This is a genomic window from Oscillospiraceae bacterium (assembly GCA_015067255.1).
GTDB lineage: Bacteria > Bacillota > Clostridia > Oscillospirales > SIG519 > SIG519.
Genome location: SVMS01000009.1, coordinates 1 through 16,918 on the forward strand (window position 1 = coordinate 1; position 16,918 = coordinate 16,918).

General features: G+C 39.7%; 16 protein-coding genes. 3 read left to right on the forward strand and 13 right to left on the reverse strand.

The genetic code is table 11. The features are described 5' to 3' along the window. Positions 1 to 895 precede the first annotated feature (895 nt). Together E7480_03320 and E7480_03325 are read right to left on the reverse strand one after the other, a co-directional pair. A complete protein-coding gene (locus E7480_03320) occupies positions 896 to 2,875 on the reverse strand; it encodes a DNA topoisomerase (protein MBE6903618.1) in 1,980 nt (659 codons plus the stop codon). Between the two features lie 18 nt (positions 2,876 to 2,893). Beyond that, positions 2,894 to 4,003 (reverse strand): beta-lactamase family protein, encoded by a 1,110-nt coding sequence (locus E7480_03325; protein ID MBE6903619.1) that lies wholly within the window; start codon positions 4,001 to 4,003, stop codon positions 2,894 to 2,896. A gap of 320 nt (positions 4,004 to 4,323) precedes the next feature. Between E7480_03325 and E7480_03330 the strand changes: the two genes are divergently transcribed. Then, entirely contained in the window at positions 4,324 to 5,091 is a 768-nt protein-coding gene (locus tag E7480_03330) for a TIGR00282 family metallophosphoesterase (GenBank protein MBE6903620.1), read from the forward strand. 39 nt (positions 5,092 to 5,130) lie between these two features. Here the strand turns inward: E7480_03330 and E7480_03335 are convergent, their stop codons facing one another. Then, complete coding sequence (locus tag E7480_03335; protein MBE6903621.1) at positions 5,131 to 5,373, reverse strand: helix-turn-helix transcriptional regulator; 243 nt, start codon at positions 5,371 to 5,373, stop codon at positions 5,131 to 5,133. Between the two features lie 518 nt (positions 5,374 to 5,891). On the opposite strand from E7480_03335, the gene E7480_03340 reads away from it, so the two are divergent. Further along, positions 5,892 to 6,107 (forward strand): hypothetical protein, encoded by a 216-nt coding sequence (locus tag E7480_03340; protein MBE6903622.1) that lies wholly within the window; start codon positions 5,892 to 5,894, stop codon positions 6,105 to 6,107. 380 nt (positions 6,108 to 6,487) lie between these two features. Continuing rightward, on the forward strand, positions 6,488 to 7,615 hold the full coding sequence (locus E7480_03345) for an aminotransferase class V-fold PLP-dependent enzyme (GenBank protein ID MBE6903623.1): 1,128 nt from the start codon (positions 6,488 to 6,490) through the stop codon (positions 7,613 to 7,615). A 306-nt stretch (positions 7,616 to 7,921) separates the two neighbouring features. Here E7480_03345 and E7480_03350 read toward each other — a convergent pair whose 3' ends face one another. The 10 genes from E7480_03350 to serS form a co-directional block, all read right to left on the reverse strand. Beyond that, positions 7,922 to 8,200, reverse strand: coding sequence for a type II toxin-antitoxin system YafQ family toxin (locus tag E7480_03350; protein MBE6903624.1), 279 nt, complete (start codon positions 8,198 to 8,200; stop codon positions 7,922 to 7,924). After that, positions 8,197 to 8,469, reverse strand: a complete 273-nt coding sequence (locus tag E7480_03355; protein ID MBE6903625.1) for a type II toxin-antitoxin system RelB/DinJ family antitoxin — start codon at positions 8,467 to 8,469, stop codon at positions 8,197 to 8,199. Before E7480_03355 ends, E7480_03350 begins: the two co-directional genes overlap by 4 nt. 458 nt (positions 8,470 to 8,927) lie before the next feature. After that, positions 8,928 to 9,851, reverse strand: a complete 924-nt coding sequence (hprK, locus tag E7480_03360; protein MBE6903626.1) for an HPr(Ser) kinase/phosphatase — start codon at positions 9,849 to 9,851, stop codon at positions 8,928 to 8,930. Positions 9,852 to 9,863: 12 nt separating this feature from the next. After that, the gene (locus E7480_03365) at positions 9,864 to 10,157 is read right to left on the reverse strand and encodes a hypothetical protein (protein MBE6903627.1); all 294 of its coding nucleotides are present in this window, start codon (positions 10,155 to 10,157) and stop codon (positions 9,864 to 9,866) included. A gap of 62 nt (positions 10,158 to 10,219) precedes the next feature. Further along, positions 10,220 to 11,512, reverse strand: coding sequence for a tRNA (N(6)-L-threonylcarbamoyladenosine(37)-C(2))-methylthiotransferase MtaB (gene mtaB / locus E7480_03370; protein ID MBE6903628.1), 1,293 nt, complete (start codon positions 11,510 to 11,512; stop codon positions 10,220 to 10,222). A gap of 13 nt (positions 11,513 to 11,525) precedes the next feature. Beyond that, a complete protein-coding gene (locus tag E7480_03375) occupies positions 11,526 to 12,182 on the reverse strand; it encodes a PHP domain-containing protein (protein MBE6903629.1) in 657 nt (218 codons plus the stop codon). A gap of 6 nt (positions 12,183 to 12,188) precedes the next feature. Beyond that, entirely contained in the window at positions 12,189 to 13,730 is a 1,542-nt protein-coding gene (locus tag E7480_03380) for an ATP-binding protein (GenBank protein MBE6903630.1), read from the reverse strand. 260 nt (positions 13,731 to 13,990) lie between these two features. After that, positions 13,991 to 14,305, reverse strand: a complete 315-nt coding sequence (locus tag E7480_03385) for a transcriptional regulator (GenBank protein ID MBE6903631.1) — start codon at positions 14,303 to 14,305, stop codon at positions 13,991 to 13,993. Beyond that, positions 14,280 to 15,629 carry an aminotransferase class I/II-fold pyridoxal phosphate-dependent enzyme gene (locus tag E7480_03390; GenBank protein MBE6903632.1) on the reverse strand — a complete coding sequence of 450 codons (1,350 nt, stop codon included), beginning with the start codon at positions 15,627 to 15,629 and terminating at the stop codon, positions 14,280 to 14,282. Before E7480_03390 ends, E7480_03385 begins: the two co-directional genes overlap by 26 nt. Beyond that, on the reverse strand, positions 15,629 to 16,894 hold the full coding sequence (gene serS / locus E7480_03395) for a serine--tRNA ligase (protein ID MBE6903633.1): 1,266 nt from the start codon (positions 16,892 to 16,894) through the stop codon (positions 15,629 to 15,631). The genes E7480_03390 and serS overlap by 1 nt, the downstream gene beginning before the upstream one ends. Positions 16,895 to 16,918 lie beyond the last annotated feature (24 nt).

Genomic DNA, 16,918 nt, shown 5'->3' on the forward strand with positions numbered 1-16,918 from the left:
AAGCTTTTCTTTAACAAAGGGTATTGCCAGTTCAGCGATACCACTATAATCAATTTCATCAACCACAATTTTTATTTCTATCATCTCTATGCTTCTTTCTTTTGTCCCTCGTTTTCAGTTACATATAGGGTAGAACAAACAATCCGAACTCGCCTCAAAGTGTAATCTTTCGGTGCTTTTCACCTAATTTATTCTTGCAAGGCGCAAGCCTTGCTTCGCCTAAATTCGTCAAAAATCCCTCGAAATCTTTTCCCTTTGAGGTCAAAGATTTTAAAAAGAGAGGATTTTTGGTAAGACAAGGCAAAAACGGAGTTAATCCTCAATGGATTAACGAGTATTTTAACGTAGGATGAGCGAAAATCCGCCTTTTAAAACGGGTTCGGATTATTCGTTCTACCCTAAGCACGATACTTCACAGTGGCTTCGCCGCTGCTTCACTTGGGCGTAGCCCAAACTTCACCAAATGTTGCTTGTTGCAGGCACTTGTGATATAATACTGCCGAAAGAAGTGTTTTTTTCAATGATATCCGTTCCTGCCGGAACGGGTGATATATCTTCGATATGATATCGCTCTGTGAGCGATGATATATGCCTTCGGCACATGAAGGAACGGATATTATATCATATTTGCGAAGCAAGTATATCATACGGCAACGCCGTATATCATATCGCATCAGCGATACATCGTTGAAAAAAGTATAGATACGTTGCTTTACAACGCTATGAATTGCAAGCAATTTATAAAAAAAGGCTGTAAAAAACTTTTTTTGTTTTTTTACAGCCTTATTTTTATTGAGATAGGGAAAATTTCATAGAATTTTCAAACTTTACCGAAGGGTTACCCGACGGCGTACAAAGGTACGCCAAGGGTAAAGTTTGGGAATTTTAACATTTCCTAAGATATATCAGCAAGGTCTATATATTTGTATCCGTTCTCGGCTATAAAGTCTTTTCTGCCCTGCAGATTGTCGCCTAAGAGCAGGTCGAAATATTTTGAAGTCTGCTCCGCTTCGTCGGGCATAACCTTTATAAGCCTTCTCGTTTCGGGGTTCATTGTAGTTTTCCACATCATTTCAGGCTCGTTTTCACCAAGTCCCTTTGAACGCTGAAGGGTGTATCTTGTGTCCCCTAATTTAGCAGTAAGCTCTTCCTTTTCCTTGTCGGAATAAGCAAAAAGAGTTTCCTTTTTGGTGGTGATTTCATATAGAGGAGTTTCTGCTATATACACCTTTCCCTCGTCAATAAGAGTGGGGGTAAGTCTATAAAGCATTGTCAGAATAAGCGTTCTTATCTGGAAACCGTCAACATCGGCATCGGTGCAGATTATTATCTTATTCCATCTGAGCATATTTATATCAAAGGTGGATAAATCCTTATTTGCCTTTGCTTTAACCTCTACGCCACAGCCCATAACTTTTAACAGGTCAGTTATAATTTCGCTTTTAAAAATCTTGTCGAAATCAGCCTTTAAGCAGTTGAGTATTTTACCTCTGACGGGCATTATTGCCTGAAACTCGGAATCTCTTCCCAATTTTACAGAGCCTAAAGCCGAATCACCCTCAACTATATAAAGCTCTCTTATGCTTGTATCTTTAGTACGGCAATCCACAAATTTCTGCACACGGTTTGCCATATCTATATTGCCTGTCAGCTTCTTTTTTATGTTTATTCTTGCTTTTTCAGCGTTTTCACGGCTTCTCTTATTTATAAGAAGCTGGTCAGCTATTTTGTCGGCTTCGGTTTTGTTCTCCTTAAAATAAATTTCAAGGTTCTGTCTTAAAAATGAGGTCATAGCCTCTTGAATAAATTTGTTTGTTATAGCCTTCTTAGTCTGATTTTCGTAAGAGGTCTGAGTTGAAAAGGAGTTGCTTACCAGAACAAGACAGTCCTGAACGTCCTGAAATGTTATCTTGCTCTCGTTTTTAGTGTATTTTCCTATTTCCTTTATATATTTGTCAAATTCATATACAAAAGCATTTTTAACAGCCTTTTCGGGAGAGCCGCCGTGCTCAAGAAAGCTTGAGTTGTGATAGTATTCAAGCATCTGAGAGGTATTGGAAAAGCAAAATGCAACCTGCATTTTAACCTTGTAATCCGCCATATCCTCTCTGTCACGGCCCTTGTCCTGAGCTTCCCAGCACTGTATTGCGGAAAGAGCCTTATCCGAAGCCTTTTCCTGCACATAGTCTACAATTCCGTTTTCGTATAAGAAGTTTTCGGTAGAAAAGCTTCCCTTTTCATTTTGCTCTTTAAATACAAATTTTATACCCTTGTTTACTATTGCCTGACGCTTTAAAATATCTCTGATATACTCTCCGCCGATATTTATATCGGTAAATACGTCAAGGTCGGGCTTCCAGTGGGTTTTTGTACCTGTCTGCTTTCTGTCGGCAGGTTCTTTTTTAAGACCGCCGACATTTTCACCCTTTTCAAAATGGAGAGAGTATTTAAAGCCGTCACGGTAAACGGTAACGTCCATATACTCAGAGGAATACTGAGTTGCACAGGCCCCCAGGCCGTTAAGACCTAAGGAATACTCATAGTTCTCTCCGTCGGCATTGTTATATTTACCGCCGGCATAAAGCTCGCAGTAAACAAGCTCCCAGTTATAGCGTCCCTCTTTTTCGTTGAAGTCTACAGGACAGCCTCGTCCGAAGTCCTCAACCTCGACAGACATATCGTTGTAAAGGGTAACATATATTTTATTGCCGTGACCCTCTCTTGCCTCGTCAATGGAGTTGGAGAGAATTTCAAAGGCAGAATGACGGCAGCCGTCAATTCCGTCAGAGCCGAAAATAACGCCCGGTCTTTTTCTTACTCTGTCTGCACCCTTTAATGCAGAAATACTTTCATTTGTATATTTTTTAGTAGCCAAAAAGCTCAATCCTATCTATTAAATATTCAAGGCTGTATAAACAGCATCTCTTATGTCATAATGTATTTTGTCAAAGGCATAGGTACAGTTGTGAATATTCTGGAAATATACTATACCAAGCTCATTTTTAATATCCATAAGGTTAAAGGCACCGCCTGCGCTGTCCCAACCAAATTCGCCGATGGGACTTTTTGATGCTTCCTTATCTACAAGAGTACGCACGCCGAAGCCGTAGCTGTAGCCCTTTTTATTGATAAGGTCAAAATCCTTCTTACAGCTTTCAGAAAGCCAATCCTTACTCATAAATTCAACGCTTTCTTTTTTTAGTATGGGATTTTCGGGGCTTGACATAGCCGTTACAAATTTCAAATAGTCATCAGTAGTGGAATAAAGTCCTGCGCCGCCGCTTTCAAAGCCTTCGCTTAAAATAAAGGCGTTTGTACATTCAATAACAGAGGATTTCTGTTCCTCGGGGATATACCAATACTGTGAGGACATATTGTCAGGCCTCTTTGAATTTGGAGCAAAGCCTGTATTATTCATTCTCAAAGGCTCAAAAATATTCTTTTTGAAATACTCGCCTAAGCTCATTCCCGAAACGACCTCGATTACAGCGCCCATAACGTCAAGACAAAGGCTGTAATTGAATTTTTCAGAGGGCTCAAACAAAAGAGGCTGTTTTGCTAAAGCATCTATCATTTCTCTTGTTGATGCAAGGGGATTTTTCTCCCTTGCCTTTACAATGGCTTCTGCCGTAAGGTCATAGGAAAAGCCTGCAGTCATTGTCAGCAAATCTTTGATTTTAATTTTATTCTTAGCGGGTACGATTTCCTGACCGTTAAAAACAGACATTTTTTCATATGCGGGTAAATATTTGCAAAGCTCATCGTCAATACTGATTTTACCCTTTTCGATAAGCTGCATACTTGCCGCTGCAGTAATAGGCTTTGTGGAGGAATATATCCAGTATTTATCCTTATTACTTACGGGTGTCTTTTTTTCAATATCAGAAAAGCCTGCGCTTTTTCTGAAAACTGTTTTGCCTTTATAGGAAACTGCCAGATCGCAAGCCACTATTCCCTTTGAATAAAGAGAGTCTATATATTTCTCAAGTGCATCAAAATTCATTTTATCCCCTCCAAAGATAAATTTTATCATTTTGCGCTCCTCTTGTCAATTGATTATCATTTTTTCCTTGTTTTTATTAAAAACATAAGTTATAATGGTTATAGTTAGTCGAAACATATGTGTTTCGACACAAAATCTTTGATTTTGGGACAATTTTTCTTTAAAAAATTGCCAATAACCATTGCAATGAATGTCGTGTGCAATTGAATAGTATTAAAATTCAATTGCACAAAGCCGAAAAACGGCTTGTCGAAACGCTGAAAAGCGTTTCGACAAATAACAATCATTATAATTAAAGCATTAACAAACAGGAGATTTTTATGAACTGTATTTTTATAGGCGATGTTGTGGGCAATTCGGGCTGTCTTTGCCTTGAAAAGAAACTGCCCTTACTTAAAAAGAAATATAATGCGGATTTTGTCTGTGTAAACGGTGAAAATTCCTCAAAGCCAAACGGCATAAGCAAGGAGAGCGCACAGCGTATCTTTTCTGCAGGGGCAGACGTTATAACTACGGGAAATCACGTTTGGTTCAAGCACGAAATGACAGAGTATTTAGACGAATGTGAATTTATAATCCGCCCTGCCAACTACCCCGAGGGCACTCCCGGAAAAAGCTACTGTATTTTCGATATGGGTAAATACAGCGTGGCAGTTATAAATCTTTTGGGCTGTGTCTATATGGAAAGCCTTGCCTCCCCCTTTGAAACGGCAGACAAAATCTTAAAAGAAATTGAGGGACAGGCAAAATATATTTTTGTGGATTTTCACGCAGAGGCAACAAGTGAAAAAATAGCCTTGGGCTATTATCTTGACGGCAGAGTTTCTGGTGTTTTCGGTACACATACCCACGTACAGACTGCCGATTTACGCATTTTGGAAAAAGGCACTGCCTACATCACCGATTTGGGAATGACAGGCGTAGAAAATTCCGTTTTGGGAGTTAAAACGGAAATAGTTCTTAAAAAGTTTCTCACCAAACGCCCCGTAACCTTTGTTCAGGAAGAGGGCGAGGGCAAGGTCCACGGCGTCTTTGTAGAAACAGACAATAACGGAAAAGCAATAAAAACAGAATTAATAGAGATGTAAAAAAGTGGAATTTGCGAAATTGCAAATTCCACTTTTAAATTATTTAATCTCTTGCTCTAAATTTTTGAAAATTTCAGCGTCAAAAAATTCCGTTATTGTAATATCAAGCCCATCGCATAGCTTCTTAATAGTGGAAATACCGGGGTTTTGACTTTGATTATATAATATTGATTTTACAGTTGTATACGGTACGCCCGAAAGAGTTGCCAATTTGCAGAAATTCAAATCCTTTTTATAGCATAATTCTTCAAATCTTGCTTTAACAGCTTGCGTAATATTCACGAGTATCACTCCTAACGAAAATATTTTATAATTTTCATTAGGAATTTTTGGACTATATATTGTGCTATCGTATTATATATAGTCCTTTTTCAACAGTTTTGCAACCGTTTCGACAAATTCTTTTGCAGAAAGCTCTAAGCCTGCTAAATTAAGAGCTTTTTGTATTTCTTTTTCTGCTTCTTCTACAGAAATGTTTTCTTTTTTTGCCAACTGCTTTAAAATGTTATCATAATTCATTTTCTCACCGCCTTTTTTATGATTATACTATATATAGTCTATCAAAAAAGGTCGGATTTTGTCGACTTACATTATTTATTTGAAAAATTTTTACAGCCTTTTTTATGAATTGCAATCTTGCGATTGCATGAATTGAAAGTGAATACTTTCATGAATTGCCTACGGCATGAATTGTGCCTTCGGCACATTAAAAAGCAAGAACGTTTTAGTTCTTGTTTTTTTGTTGGCAAAAAAATTTTTTGCACATACTATATAATAGTTAGTAAAAAAGGAGCGAAAGAATGAAAAATCTATCCGCTATTGAAATAAAGTGTCAATCGGTAACCTATGCCATAAAGGCAAAAAATTTTCTCAATAAAAACAGATATAAGGTAAAGGTAAAGCGCATAAACGATGCCGTTAAGGGCTGTAGCTATCTTCTTTATGTCTACACCGACCAGAGCGCAGAATATATACTGAGCCTTTTGCAGCACAACGGAATAAACGCATCGTTGTAATGAATTGCTACGCAATTTGTTACAACAATGTGCCGAAGGCACAATTCATGCCGTAGGCAATTCATGAAAGTATTCACTTTCAATTCATGCAATCGAAAGATTGCATTTCATAAAGGACATAGAAAATTTACATTCTCTGTCCTTTTTTTGGCGATATGTTTGCTTTGCAAACGCGATATATTTTCGCTTACGCTCAAATGCGATATAATCGCCCTTTCAGGTCGATTGCGATATGATATAAATCCTATTTCACGCCCGCAAGGGCATATCGCGCTTTTGAAAAAAGCATATCGCACGCATCAGCGTATATCGCAAATCCCGTAAGGGCTTTATATCGCTGCGTTGCTTTGCAACGCTGTAACAAACGAAAGGAAAATTTTATGATATATTTCGACAACGGGGCAAGCTCTTTTCCTAAGCCTGCTTCGGTTTCTAAGGCTATGAGCAGAGCTGTCAGCGAATACGGGGCAAATCCGGGCAGAAGCGGGCACAAGCTATGCGCAAGGGCTGCTCTTAAAGTATATTCCTGTCGAAGCCTGCTTGCCGAAATGTTTAATGCTGAGGAGCAAAATATAGTTTTTACACTCAATGCCACAATGTCTGTAAATACCGTTATCAAGGGCATTGTGGAAAAGGGCGACGAGGTAATAGTTTCAGATTTAGAGCATAACTCCGTAATACGTCCTTTAAAGGCTATCGGCGCAAGGATAAGTGTTGCAGAGGTCTGCCTTGATGACGATAAAAAAACTGTGGAAAACTTCAAAAATACAATTTCGCCCTATACCAAAATGATTTTTTGCACCCACGCATCAAATGTATTGGGTAAAATTTTACCGATAAGAGAAATAGGCCTTGCGGCAAAAAGCAGAAATATCCCTTTCGGTGTAGATGCTTCCCAATCGGCAGGGGTAGTGGATATAGATGTGATGCGGGACAATATTGATTTTTTATGTCTTGCAGGGCATAAAGGTCTTTATGGGCCACAGGGCATAGGCGTTATAGTTTTAAATTGTCCTATTATGCTCAAAACTCTCGTAGAGGGCGGAACCGGTGTCAATTCAGCTGAGCTGTTTCAGCCCGAAAATGCCCCCGAGCGTTACGAAAGCGGTACTTTGCCTACTCCCTGTATTGCAGGACTTGAAGAGGGCGTGCGCTTTATTAAGCAAAGAGGCCTTGATAATATTTTCAAGCAGGAAAACGAGCTTTTAGCCTTTGCCTATAAAGAGCTTTCAAAAATAAAAAGCGTTATTCTTTATACCCCTTTTCCCGACAACACCTATACAGGAGTTCTCTCCTTTAATATAAAGGGCAAAACTGCCGACGAGGTGGCTGAAATTCTCAACAGTCAAAACATCTTTGTAAGAAGCGGTCTGCATTGCGCCCCCTTTGCCCACAAAAAAATCGGCACTCTGAACGAGGGCGGCACCGTCAGAATAAGCTTCGGCGCATTCAATTCATATACCGAAATAAAGACTTTTTTAGCCATAATTCAAAAACATTGTGTATAATTGAACTTAATTATACTTTTTGTTTTATCAAAAGATACAAAAAAGTATCGCACCAAAAATGCGTAATATTAGTTAGAACATCATTTAATGAATTGCTTTGCAATTCAATTCATGGAGCAAAGCGAGAATTCATGGCATCAGCCAATTCATGATGCAAAGCATCAATTCATTTATTTTATGAATTGCAATCTTGCGATTGCATGAATTGAAAGTAAAGACTTTCATGAATTACCTACGGCATGAATTGTGCCGTTGGCACATTAAAATAGGCTGTAAAAAACGAAAGTTTTTTACAGCCCCTTTTTCTTACCTGAATAAATCAGAATGGCTACCTACACGATAAAGCATTAAAACCAATACATCATCAATCACTTCATACACAAGCAACCAATCGGGTTCTATATGACATTCCCGACAGCCTTTATAGTTACCGCTTAAATCGTGGTCACGATATTTTTCTTCCAATGGCTCACCGTTTGCCAGCTTATCAATAACGGTAAACAGTTTCTCAATATCCTTGCCTTGCTTTTTGGCAAGCTTCAAATCCTTTTTGAATTGGGTAGTAAACCGAATCTCGTACTTCATTCTTCCAACGCCGCCCTTAAATCAGACATAGAGGAAAAGCCTGTCGCGTTTTTGTCATACGCCAAAGCTCTTCCCTCTGCGATAGCGGCGGCAGTGGTTTCGTTGGGGATATTCAGCTTGACCTCAAAAGGAATACCGTTCTCACGGATCGCCTGTCTTAAAAAGATATTAACAGCAGTGGTCATATTAAGTCCCAAAGCATCAAAAATCTTTTCAGCCTGCATTTTCACTTCTTTATCGGTACGGATATTCAAGTTTGTAGACTCCATAATAGCACCTCCACTTTTATTCTATGCACATTATAGCATATTATGTGCATGCCGTCAACACAATGCACGAATTTTATCTTATTAAGCTCTTGTTTTTACACATAAAAAAGTACCGCACCAAAAATGCGATACTTTTTTCTCTGCTTTTATAGGAAAATTTAACATTCCTTAAGGGATAGGGAAAATTTCATAGAATTTTCAAACTTCACCGTAGGGTTACCCGCCGACGTACAGAAAGTTATAACACTTCAAGGGATAGGGAAAATTTTTCAGAATTTTTAAATTTCGGTAAAGCCTTGCCCATTAAGAAACAGGAAATTTTTTCAGAATTTTTAAGTAAGTTTCAAGGGATAGGGAAAATTTCATAGAATTTTCAAACTTCACCGTAGGGTTACCCGCCGACGTACAGTGGTACGTCAAGGGTGAAGTTTGGGAATTATATGGAATTTTAACATCCCTTATTTATACTGGGCTTCTAAGCGGCGGTTTAACTCTTCCGCTGCTTTGTAGCCTAATCTCTTCTGTCTTAGGTTCATAGCCGCAACCTCGATAATAACGGCTAAGTTTCGACCCGGCTTTACGGGGATTTTCAGAGAGGGGAGCTTGATGCCGAGAATATCGGTAAACTGGTCATCAAGACCAAGTCTGTCGTATTGCTTTGTTTCGTCCCAAGGCTCCATTTCTATAACAAGATTGAGCTTTTCTGTTTCCTTTACGGCACCGATACCGAAAAGACGGCGCACGTCTACAATTCCGATACCTCTGAGCTCAATGAAATATTTTATTATTTCGGGGGCAGAGCCTACAAGAGTTTTATTGGAAACTCTGCGGATTTCCACGGCATCGTCAGCAATAAGTCTGTGGCCTCTTTTTAAAAGCTCTATTGCGGTTTCGCTTTTTCCGACGCCGCTGTCACCTGTGAGGAAAATACCCTCACCGTAAACCTCTACGAGAACGCCGTGTCTTGTAATACAAGGCGCCAAGGCTGTACTTAAGTAGTAAATCAAAGAGGACATAAGTCCCGATGTAGTGTCATTGCTTCTCAAAAGAGCAACTCCGTGGTTTTTAACAGCTTCAATAAGCTCGGGGGGGATTTCCATACTTCTTGCAACTATTATAGCAGGAATTTTAGTCTGGCAAAGCTTTTCGAAAATGACAGGTCTTTGCGCCTTATCCATTTCTTCGATATAGGCAAGCTCAGCCTTTCCCAAAACCTGAATTCTGTTATTGTCAAAGTGTTCAAAATATCCTACAAGCTGTAAGGCAGGACGGTTTATGTCGTTGGCGTAAATATGAATGTTTTCCGGCTCTTTTGCTGTAAAAATAATTTCAAGAAAATTATCGTCAATTATTTTTTTTAGAGTTACGAACTTTTTATCCATAATAAAACCTCCCTAATTTATAATCCCTATCGGAATGTCTACAGCGCTTAAAGCCTTAAGAAGAATAATTGTAAGCTCTACGCCTACTGCAAAGCCCAAAAATAAAATAGTGCCGAAAAGAACCTTTTCCTTTACGGTGTACTTTCTTGTATTTCTGGAAATTAACACTCTGCGCTTTTTTCTCACCTTAACTCTGACTCTTCTTCGATTCATCGGCGCATTAGTGCCTTTTTTGCTTTTATATTCTTTATAGCTTATGCTGTCGGGATGCTCTTTTTGTTCTTCTATTTTTCTATCAATATCCATATTGCCCTCCGCCTAAAAAACATACAACTCTATTATACATACTTTTTTTATTTTTTCAACTCTCAAAATTCGACAATTTTCCCGTAACAAATTCCGTTTTCGAGCTTTTCTATTTTTGTCAAAGCAATAATGTTTGTAAGCTCTTTTTCACATTTAACATAAACAGGAACGTAGTTTTCTGCATAGCCTTCAAAAAACTCACCTTTTCTTTGCTCAAAAAGCACTTTATGCTCTTTTCCAATCTGAGTTTTTAAAAAGTCCTCTCTGCTTTTGTTGGTTATCTCGCTTAAAGCCTTGACTCTTTTTGCTTTTTCACTTTCGGGCACTTGATTTTCAAGCTTTGCCGCAACAGTACCCTCTCTTATGGAATAAGGGAATATATGCGCCTGTGCAAAGCCTACTTTTTTTATAAACTCTGCACCCTCCTTGAAATCCTCCTCGCTCTCGTTGGGAAAGCCTGTAAGTATATCCGTAGTGATTGCAGGATTGTCAAAATATTTTCTCAAAAGAATAACGCTCTCATAAAATCTCTCTGAGGTATACTTTCTGTTCATTTCTTTTAAGGTTTTGTCGCAGCCGCTTTGCATGGACAAATGAAAATGGGGACAAAGCTCCTTTATTTTCGAAAGCCTTTTCGCCGTTTCTTCTGTTATATAGGTCGGCTCAAGAGAGCCTAAGCGTATTCTTTCAACCCCGTCTGTTTTTGCAATCTGCTCAATTAAAGAGGTAAGCTCGTATTTTCCGCTTTCCTTTCCGTAGGAAGCAAGATGTATTCCTGTTATGACAAATTCGCAGTAGCCTTTTTTTACAAGACCCTCTATTTCATTTATAACAGCTAAAGGCTCTTTTGAACGCACACGGCCTCTGACGTAAGGGATAATACAGTAGGAGCAAAAATTGTTACAGCCGTCCTCAACCTTTACAGTCGCCCTTGTTCTTTCTCCGCCTTTAACTGTCAACGGTTCAATTTCGGGATATTGCGTTACTTTTTTATCAAAAATATAGCCTTGTCTGTTTTTTATAAATTGGCATAGCTTTTCGGGGATTTTACCCTTGTCAGCACTGCCGAAAACAATATCGGCACCGCAGGACAGCGCCGCCTTTCCCCCGTCCTTTTCTGAAAAACAGCCGCATACTGCAACTGAAGCCACGGGGTTTTTCTTTTTGGCTCTGCGTATCATATTTCTTGACTTTTTTTCACCCTCTGCCGTAACACAGCAGGTATTTATAATATAAACGTCTGCATACTCTTCAAAGCTGACACTTTCAAAGCCTAAGGCTTCCATCTCGTTTTGTATGCACACTGTTTCATATTGATTGACTTTACAGCCTAAAGTGGCATAAGCAGCCTTCATATGCAGACCCCCTTTATTTTTTAATTAACTCATATTCCTGACTTTTTAACAGCTCTATTAAATCAGTGTTGTCTTTTATAAGCTTTTCCGTAACAATTCCGCCTATGGCGATATCCTCAGGCTGATGGAAATCAGAGCCTGATACAGTTTTTAAGGAAAATTTCTTTGCCCACTCCTTTGCAATTTCGTTTCTGGAATCGTGGCGGGGATTTCCGTTGTAGCTCTCTATTCCGTCAAGCAGCTGCGGAGGTGTAATTTTCATATGGTTTCTGAATGGATGCGCCTGATATATGAGAGTGTTTTCGGGCTTGTATTTCAAAAACTCAGAAAAGCTGACATTTAACTTATCTGCTATAAATTCTATAAAATCACAATCCAATCCGTATAAAAGATAGTCGTTATTACTATCTGTAAACGAAAGCTCGCATCCAAGCAGAACTTTTAGCCCGATTTTGTCCCCCTCTTCTTTTGCGTTCTCATAAGCGCAAATAAAGTTCTCAGCCGTTTTGTGAGGGCTGTTTTCATAAAAAGGGAACTGATAAATATTGTAATGGTTTGTAAGAACTATGCCGTCATAGCCGGCATCTTTATACATCTGTACTGTTTCTTTTGCATCTACACAAGCGCAAAGACTTGCTTGTGAGGTGTGAACGTGCATATCTATTTTCATTAAAAATCACCTTAATTGAGAAAAATATTTGCGGTCAAGGCTACGGTAAACTATAGCCTCCGATACGTGAGAGGCGTTTATGCTTTCTTCCCCTTCCAAATCGGCTATTGTTCGGGAAACCTTTAAAATTCTGTCATAAGCTCTTGCAGAAAGGGACAGCTTATTAAATACAAGCTTTAAAAAGGTTTCTGTATCCTTATCTATTTTGCAAAACTCTTTCATAAGTGCAGAGGGAAGCTGTGCGTTGTTGTGAAGCTTATACTCTTTATATCTCTTTCGCTGAATTTCTCTCGCTTTTTCTACTCTTTCACGTATTTGTGCCGAGGTTTCGGCTTTTTCGTCCTTTTTGTTGAGCTCTTCAAACTCAACGGGCGGAACTTCTATATGTAAATCTATTCTGTCCAAAAGAGGTCCCGATATTTTAGAAAGATATTGGGTCACCGAGCTTTGAGAGCAACGACATTCCTTTGTAGGATGACCGTAATATCCGCAACGGCAAGGGTTCATAGCGCAGACGAGCATTATGGAGCAGGGAAAGGTAAGAGTTGAATTTATTCTTGAAATAGTTACCTTGTTGTCCTCTAAGGGCTGACGCATAACCTCCATAATACTTTTGGGGAATTCGGGAAGCTCGTCCAAAAACAAAACGCCGTTATGGGCAAGGGAGATTTCTCCCGGCTTGGGTGTTTTGCCGCCGCCCGAAAGACCGACCTTAGAAGCGGTATGATGCGGCGCTCTGAAGGGTCTGTCCAACAAAAGAGAGGTTTCCTTTGGCATAAGACCCGCCACAGAATAGATTTTTGTAGTTTCAATGGCTTCCTCTATTGACATCGGAGGTAAAATAGAGGGCAATCTTTTTGCCAGCATACTTTTACCTGCGCCGGGGCTTCCTATAAGCAAAATATTATGAGCGCCTGCGGCAGCTATTTCCAAGGCTCTTTTTGCCTGCTCCTGTCCGCATACGTCGGCAAAATCCAAAAGCTCAGAGCTATGCTCTTTTTGTATATTCTCCAAGGAACAGGGCGCAGAAGAAATAAGCTCTCTGCCTGAGAGATGCTCAAGAAGCTGTACCACATCAAAAACGGGATAAATATCCACATTTTCCACAACCGCCGCTTCCTGTACATTGGAAACGGGCACGAAAATCTTTTTAAAGCCTGCCTCTTTAGCGGCAAGAACAGTTGGCAAAATACCTGTTGTAGCTCTTATTTTACCGTCAAGAGAAAGCTCGCCTGCAAAAATACAGCCGCTTAAATCAACGTTTATACAGCCTGCCGCCTTAAGCACACAAAGTAAAATAGGAAGGTCAAAAACAGAGCCTTCCTTTTTAGTGTCAGCAGGGGCAAGGTTAACGGTTATTCTGTCATTAGGAAGCTCGAAGCCGCAGTTTTTAGCGGCAGCACGCACTCTTTCCTTTGCCTCTTTTACCGCATTGTCGGGCAAGCCTACAATATCAAATACGGGAAGTCCGGTAGAAACGTCTGCCTCTACCTCAACAACAAAGCCGTCTATTCCCGAAAGTCCGATACTGCTTACTTTAGAAACCACCGTAACACTTCCTTATTTATTGATTGTAATGTGCTTATTTAGCTCTTTTGCGTTACGCAGTAACGCATTACAAATGTGCTTTAGCACAATTCATGCCATTGGCAATTCATGAAAGTATTTACTTTCAATTCATGCAATCGCAAGATTGCAATTCATAAAAATAAATGAATTGATGCTTTGCATCATGAATTGGTTTTCACCATGAATTCTCGCTTCGCTCCGTGAATTGAATTACGCAGTAATTCATTAAAAACGCTGATTTACAGCTTTTCAAATCTTTCAACGTTGAGCACAAAAACAGTTGCGCCGCCTACACTTACCTCAGTAGGCATTCCTACAGAGCCGTATTCGGTAGGCACAGAAACGGGAGCGTTTCTCTTTTTTGAAAAACGGGAAAAAATACTCATAACTCTTTCAACGTCAATATCGTCCACACCTACTATATAGGTGGTATTACCGCTGGAAAGAAAGCCGCCTGTTGTAGCAAGCTTTGTTGCGGCAAAGCCCGATTTTGTAAGCTCCTTTTGCACCATTGAGCTGTCGTCATTATTAACTATTGCCATTATAAGTTTCATTGTCACAATTCTCCTCTATAATGCTTATTGTAGTAATATCGGTATTTTCAGTAATAAAATCAATAATTTCCTTTGTTATAAGCTCTCCTGCTGCCACTATGGGTATACAGGGCGGGCATATATTTATATGGCTTGCGCAGATTTTTCCCTCTGCCTCCTTAAGCTCTGTTTCCCGTGTCTGAGCAAAAAGAGTCTGATATGGCTCCATAAGTGCCTGTGCGCAAGGTATTTGCCTTAAAAGAGGCTTTGGTTTTCCAATTTTTTCCTTTTTAAGCTGACACAAAGCATTAAACAGCTTTTCTAAATCCTCGTCGCTGTCAAAGGGGGACATAATCAAAACAAGGTTATCTCTGTCAGCCATTTCACAGGCTATATTGTAACGCTCTAAAAGCTGCCTGTTAATCTCTCTTGCATCAAGCTGATTTTGGCAAAGCTTAAGAGTTATTCTCATAGGCTCGCTCTCTAAAATGAAAAAGCCTTCATTTTTCAGCCTTATTTTAAAATCAGCTACCCTTTTTGCCGCTAAGTCAAATAAATTCTCGTTTTGTCGGCACATTTCAAGGGCACAGTCAATAGAGTTTAAAACAAGATACGAGGGGCTTGTGGAAGCAAAAAGAGAAATTGCCCTTTTTATCTGCGCTCTTGTAAAATCTGCGTTAGAGTGTAAAATTGCGCCCCCTGTCAAAACAGGTAAGGTTTTGTGGACAGAGTCTATAACCAAATCAGCACCCAAGGCAAGCGGATGATTTTTTCCGCCGTCAATAAATCTCAAATGAGCGCCGTGGGAATTATCTACAATTAAAATAACTCCGTATTTTTTGCAAGCTTTTGCTATTCCCTCTATATCCGCTGTTACTCCGTAATAGTTGGGGCTTGTTATAAAGAGAGCTTCAAATTTCTTTTTTTCAAGCTTTTTTTCTATCTCATAAGGGGTCGGAGGCATTGAAACTCCGCCGTTTAGCTCGGGGTAAAGGTACTCAACTTTACAGCGGCACAAGGCGGCGCCGTCAAAGAAGCTCATATGGGAGCCTCTCATAGCTAAAACATTTTTATTTTTACAGGCAAGATAAAGACTTGCTTTTACAAGAGGAGTTGCACCGCAAGCGCTGTAAGCGCTTATTTTGCTTTTAAAAAGCTCCGCCGCCTTCTCCTCTGATAGCTTAATTATACCTTCGGGAGCAAAGAGATTATCCGTAGGCTCTATTTCAGTAAAATCGTATTTATTTACGCTGTCAAAAATGCTTCCTGTATTTTTACCTTTATGTCCGGGCATACAAAACCGAATTAAATCCGACTCCCCTAAGCTTTTTAACTGCTTATACATTATTTTATGCAGTCAACGCCCATATAGGGAACTAAAACCTCAGGAATTGTAACAGTTCCGTCTTGGTTCTGGAAGTTTTCCAGAATTGCCGCAACAGTTCTGCCTATTGCAACACCTGAGCCGTTAAGAGTATGAACAAGCTTTGCCTTGTCCTTAATATCGTTTTTAAAGCGGATTCCTGCTCTTCTTGCCTGGAAATCTTCAAAGTTAGAACAGCTTGAAATCTCTACATATCTGTTATAGGAAGGCATCCAAACCTCAATATCATAGGTCTTTGCAGAGGAGAAGCCCATATCCCCTGAGCATAAAAGCACTACTCTGTAGGGAAGTCCCAGCTGCTGTAAAACATATTCTGCATCATTTGTCAGCTTTTCAAGCTCATCGTAGGAGTTTTCGGGGTCTGCAAACTTAACAAGCTCAACCTTATTGAACTGATGCTGACGGATAAGTCCTCTTGTATCTCTGCCTGCGCTTCCTGCCTCTGCTCTGAAGCAAGCGGAATAAGCGCAATATTTATAGGGAAGCTGTGAGCCCTCTAAAATTTCCTGAGCGTGCATATTGGTAACAGGCACTTCCGCTGTGGGAATTAAGAAATAGTCTGTATTAGCTACTTTGAAAGCATCTTCCTCGAATTTGGGAAGCTGTCCTGTACCTGTCATAGATGTTCTGTTTACCATAAAGGGCGGAAAAATCTCGGTATAGCCTCTCTTGGTGTGAGTGTCAAGATAAAAGCTTATAACTGCTCTCTCAAGTCTTGCGCCTAAGCCCTTGTAGATATGGAAACGAGCGCCTGTAATCTTTCCTGCTCTTTCGGGGTCAAGTATTCCCAAGTTTTTGCCGATATCCCAATGAGCCTTAGGCTCAAAATCAAATTTTCTGGGTTCTCCGAAACGGCGCTGTTCTACGTTGTCGCTGTCGTCCTTTCCGAAAGGTACGCTTGCGTGAGGCACGTTGGGAAGTGTTAAAAGCTCTGCGTTTAAATTATCTGTAATTTCTTTTAGTTGTGCATCTATTTCCTTGATTTCATCGGAAAGCTGCTTCATTTTTGCAAAAACTTCGCTTGTATCCTTTCCCTCCTTCTTTAGCATAGGAATTTCCTTTGTAGCCTTGTTTTGCTCAGCCTTTTTTGTTTCTGTAAGGCTGATAAGCTCTCTTCTTTTATCATCAAGAGCTATAAGAGCGTCTATATCCACATCTTTGTTTCGGCTCTCCATTCCTTTCTTTACAAGCTCTGCATTTTCTCTTATAAATTTGATGTCCAACATTTTTAAAAAGTCCCTTCAAAATAA

What these genes read in the sequence shown, in the direction of transcription:
- E7480_03385 (MBE6903631.1), bottom strand. Translation starts at nt 14,305, where the DNA reads ATGAAACTTATAATGGCAATAGTTAATAATGACGACAGCTCAATGGTG.
- E7480_03330 (MBE6903620.1), top strand. Translation starts at nt 4,324, where the DNA reads ATGAACTGTATTTTTATAGGCGATGTTGTGGGCAATTCGGGCTGTCTT.
- E7480_03355 (MBE6903625.1), bottom strand. Translation starts at nt 8,469, where the DNA reads ATGGAGTCTACAAACTTGAATATCCGTACCGATAAAGAAGTGAAAATG.
- mtaB (MBE6903628.1), bottom strand. Translation starts at nt 11,512, where the DNA reads ATGAAGGCTGCTTATGCCACTTTAGGCTGTAAAGTCAATCAATATGAA.
- E7480_03375 (MBE6903629.1), bottom strand. Translation starts at nt 12,182, where the DNA reads ATGAAAATAGATATGCACGTTCACACCTCACAAGCAAGTCTTTGCGCT.
- E7480_03345 (MBE6903623.1), top strand. Translation starts at nt 6,488, where the DNA reads ATGATATATTTCGACAACGGGGCAAGCTCTTTTCCTAAGCCTGCTTCG.
- E7480_03340 (MBE6903622.1), top strand. Translation starts at nt 5,892, where the DNA reads ATGAAAAATCTATCCGCTATTGAAATAAAGTGTCAATCGGTAACCTAT.
- hprK (MBE6903626.1), bottom strand. Translation starts at nt 9,851, where the DNA reads ATGGATAAAAAGTTCGTAACTCTAAAAAAAATAATTGACGATAATTTT.
- E7480_03325 (MBE6903619.1), bottom strand. Translation starts at nt 4,003, where the DNA reads ATGAATTTTGATGCACTTGAGAAATATATAGACTCTCTTTATTCAAAG.
- E7480_03365 (MBE6903627.1), bottom strand. Translation starts at nt 10,157, where the DNA reads ATGGATATTGATAGAAAAATAGAAGAACAAAAAGAGCATCCCGACAGC.
- E7480_03350 (MBE6903624.1), bottom strand. Translation starts at nt 8,200, where the DNA reads ATGAAGTACGAGATTCGGTTTACTACCCAATTCAAAAAGGATTTGAAG.
- serS (MBE6903633.1), bottom strand. Translation starts at nt 16,894, where the DNA reads ATGTTGGACATCAAATTTATAAGAGAAAATGCAGAGCTTGTAAAGAAA.
- E7480_03390 (MBE6903632.1), bottom strand. Translation starts at nt 15,629, where the DNA reads ATGTATAAGCAGTTAAAAAGCTTAGGGGAGTCGGATTTAATTCGGTTT.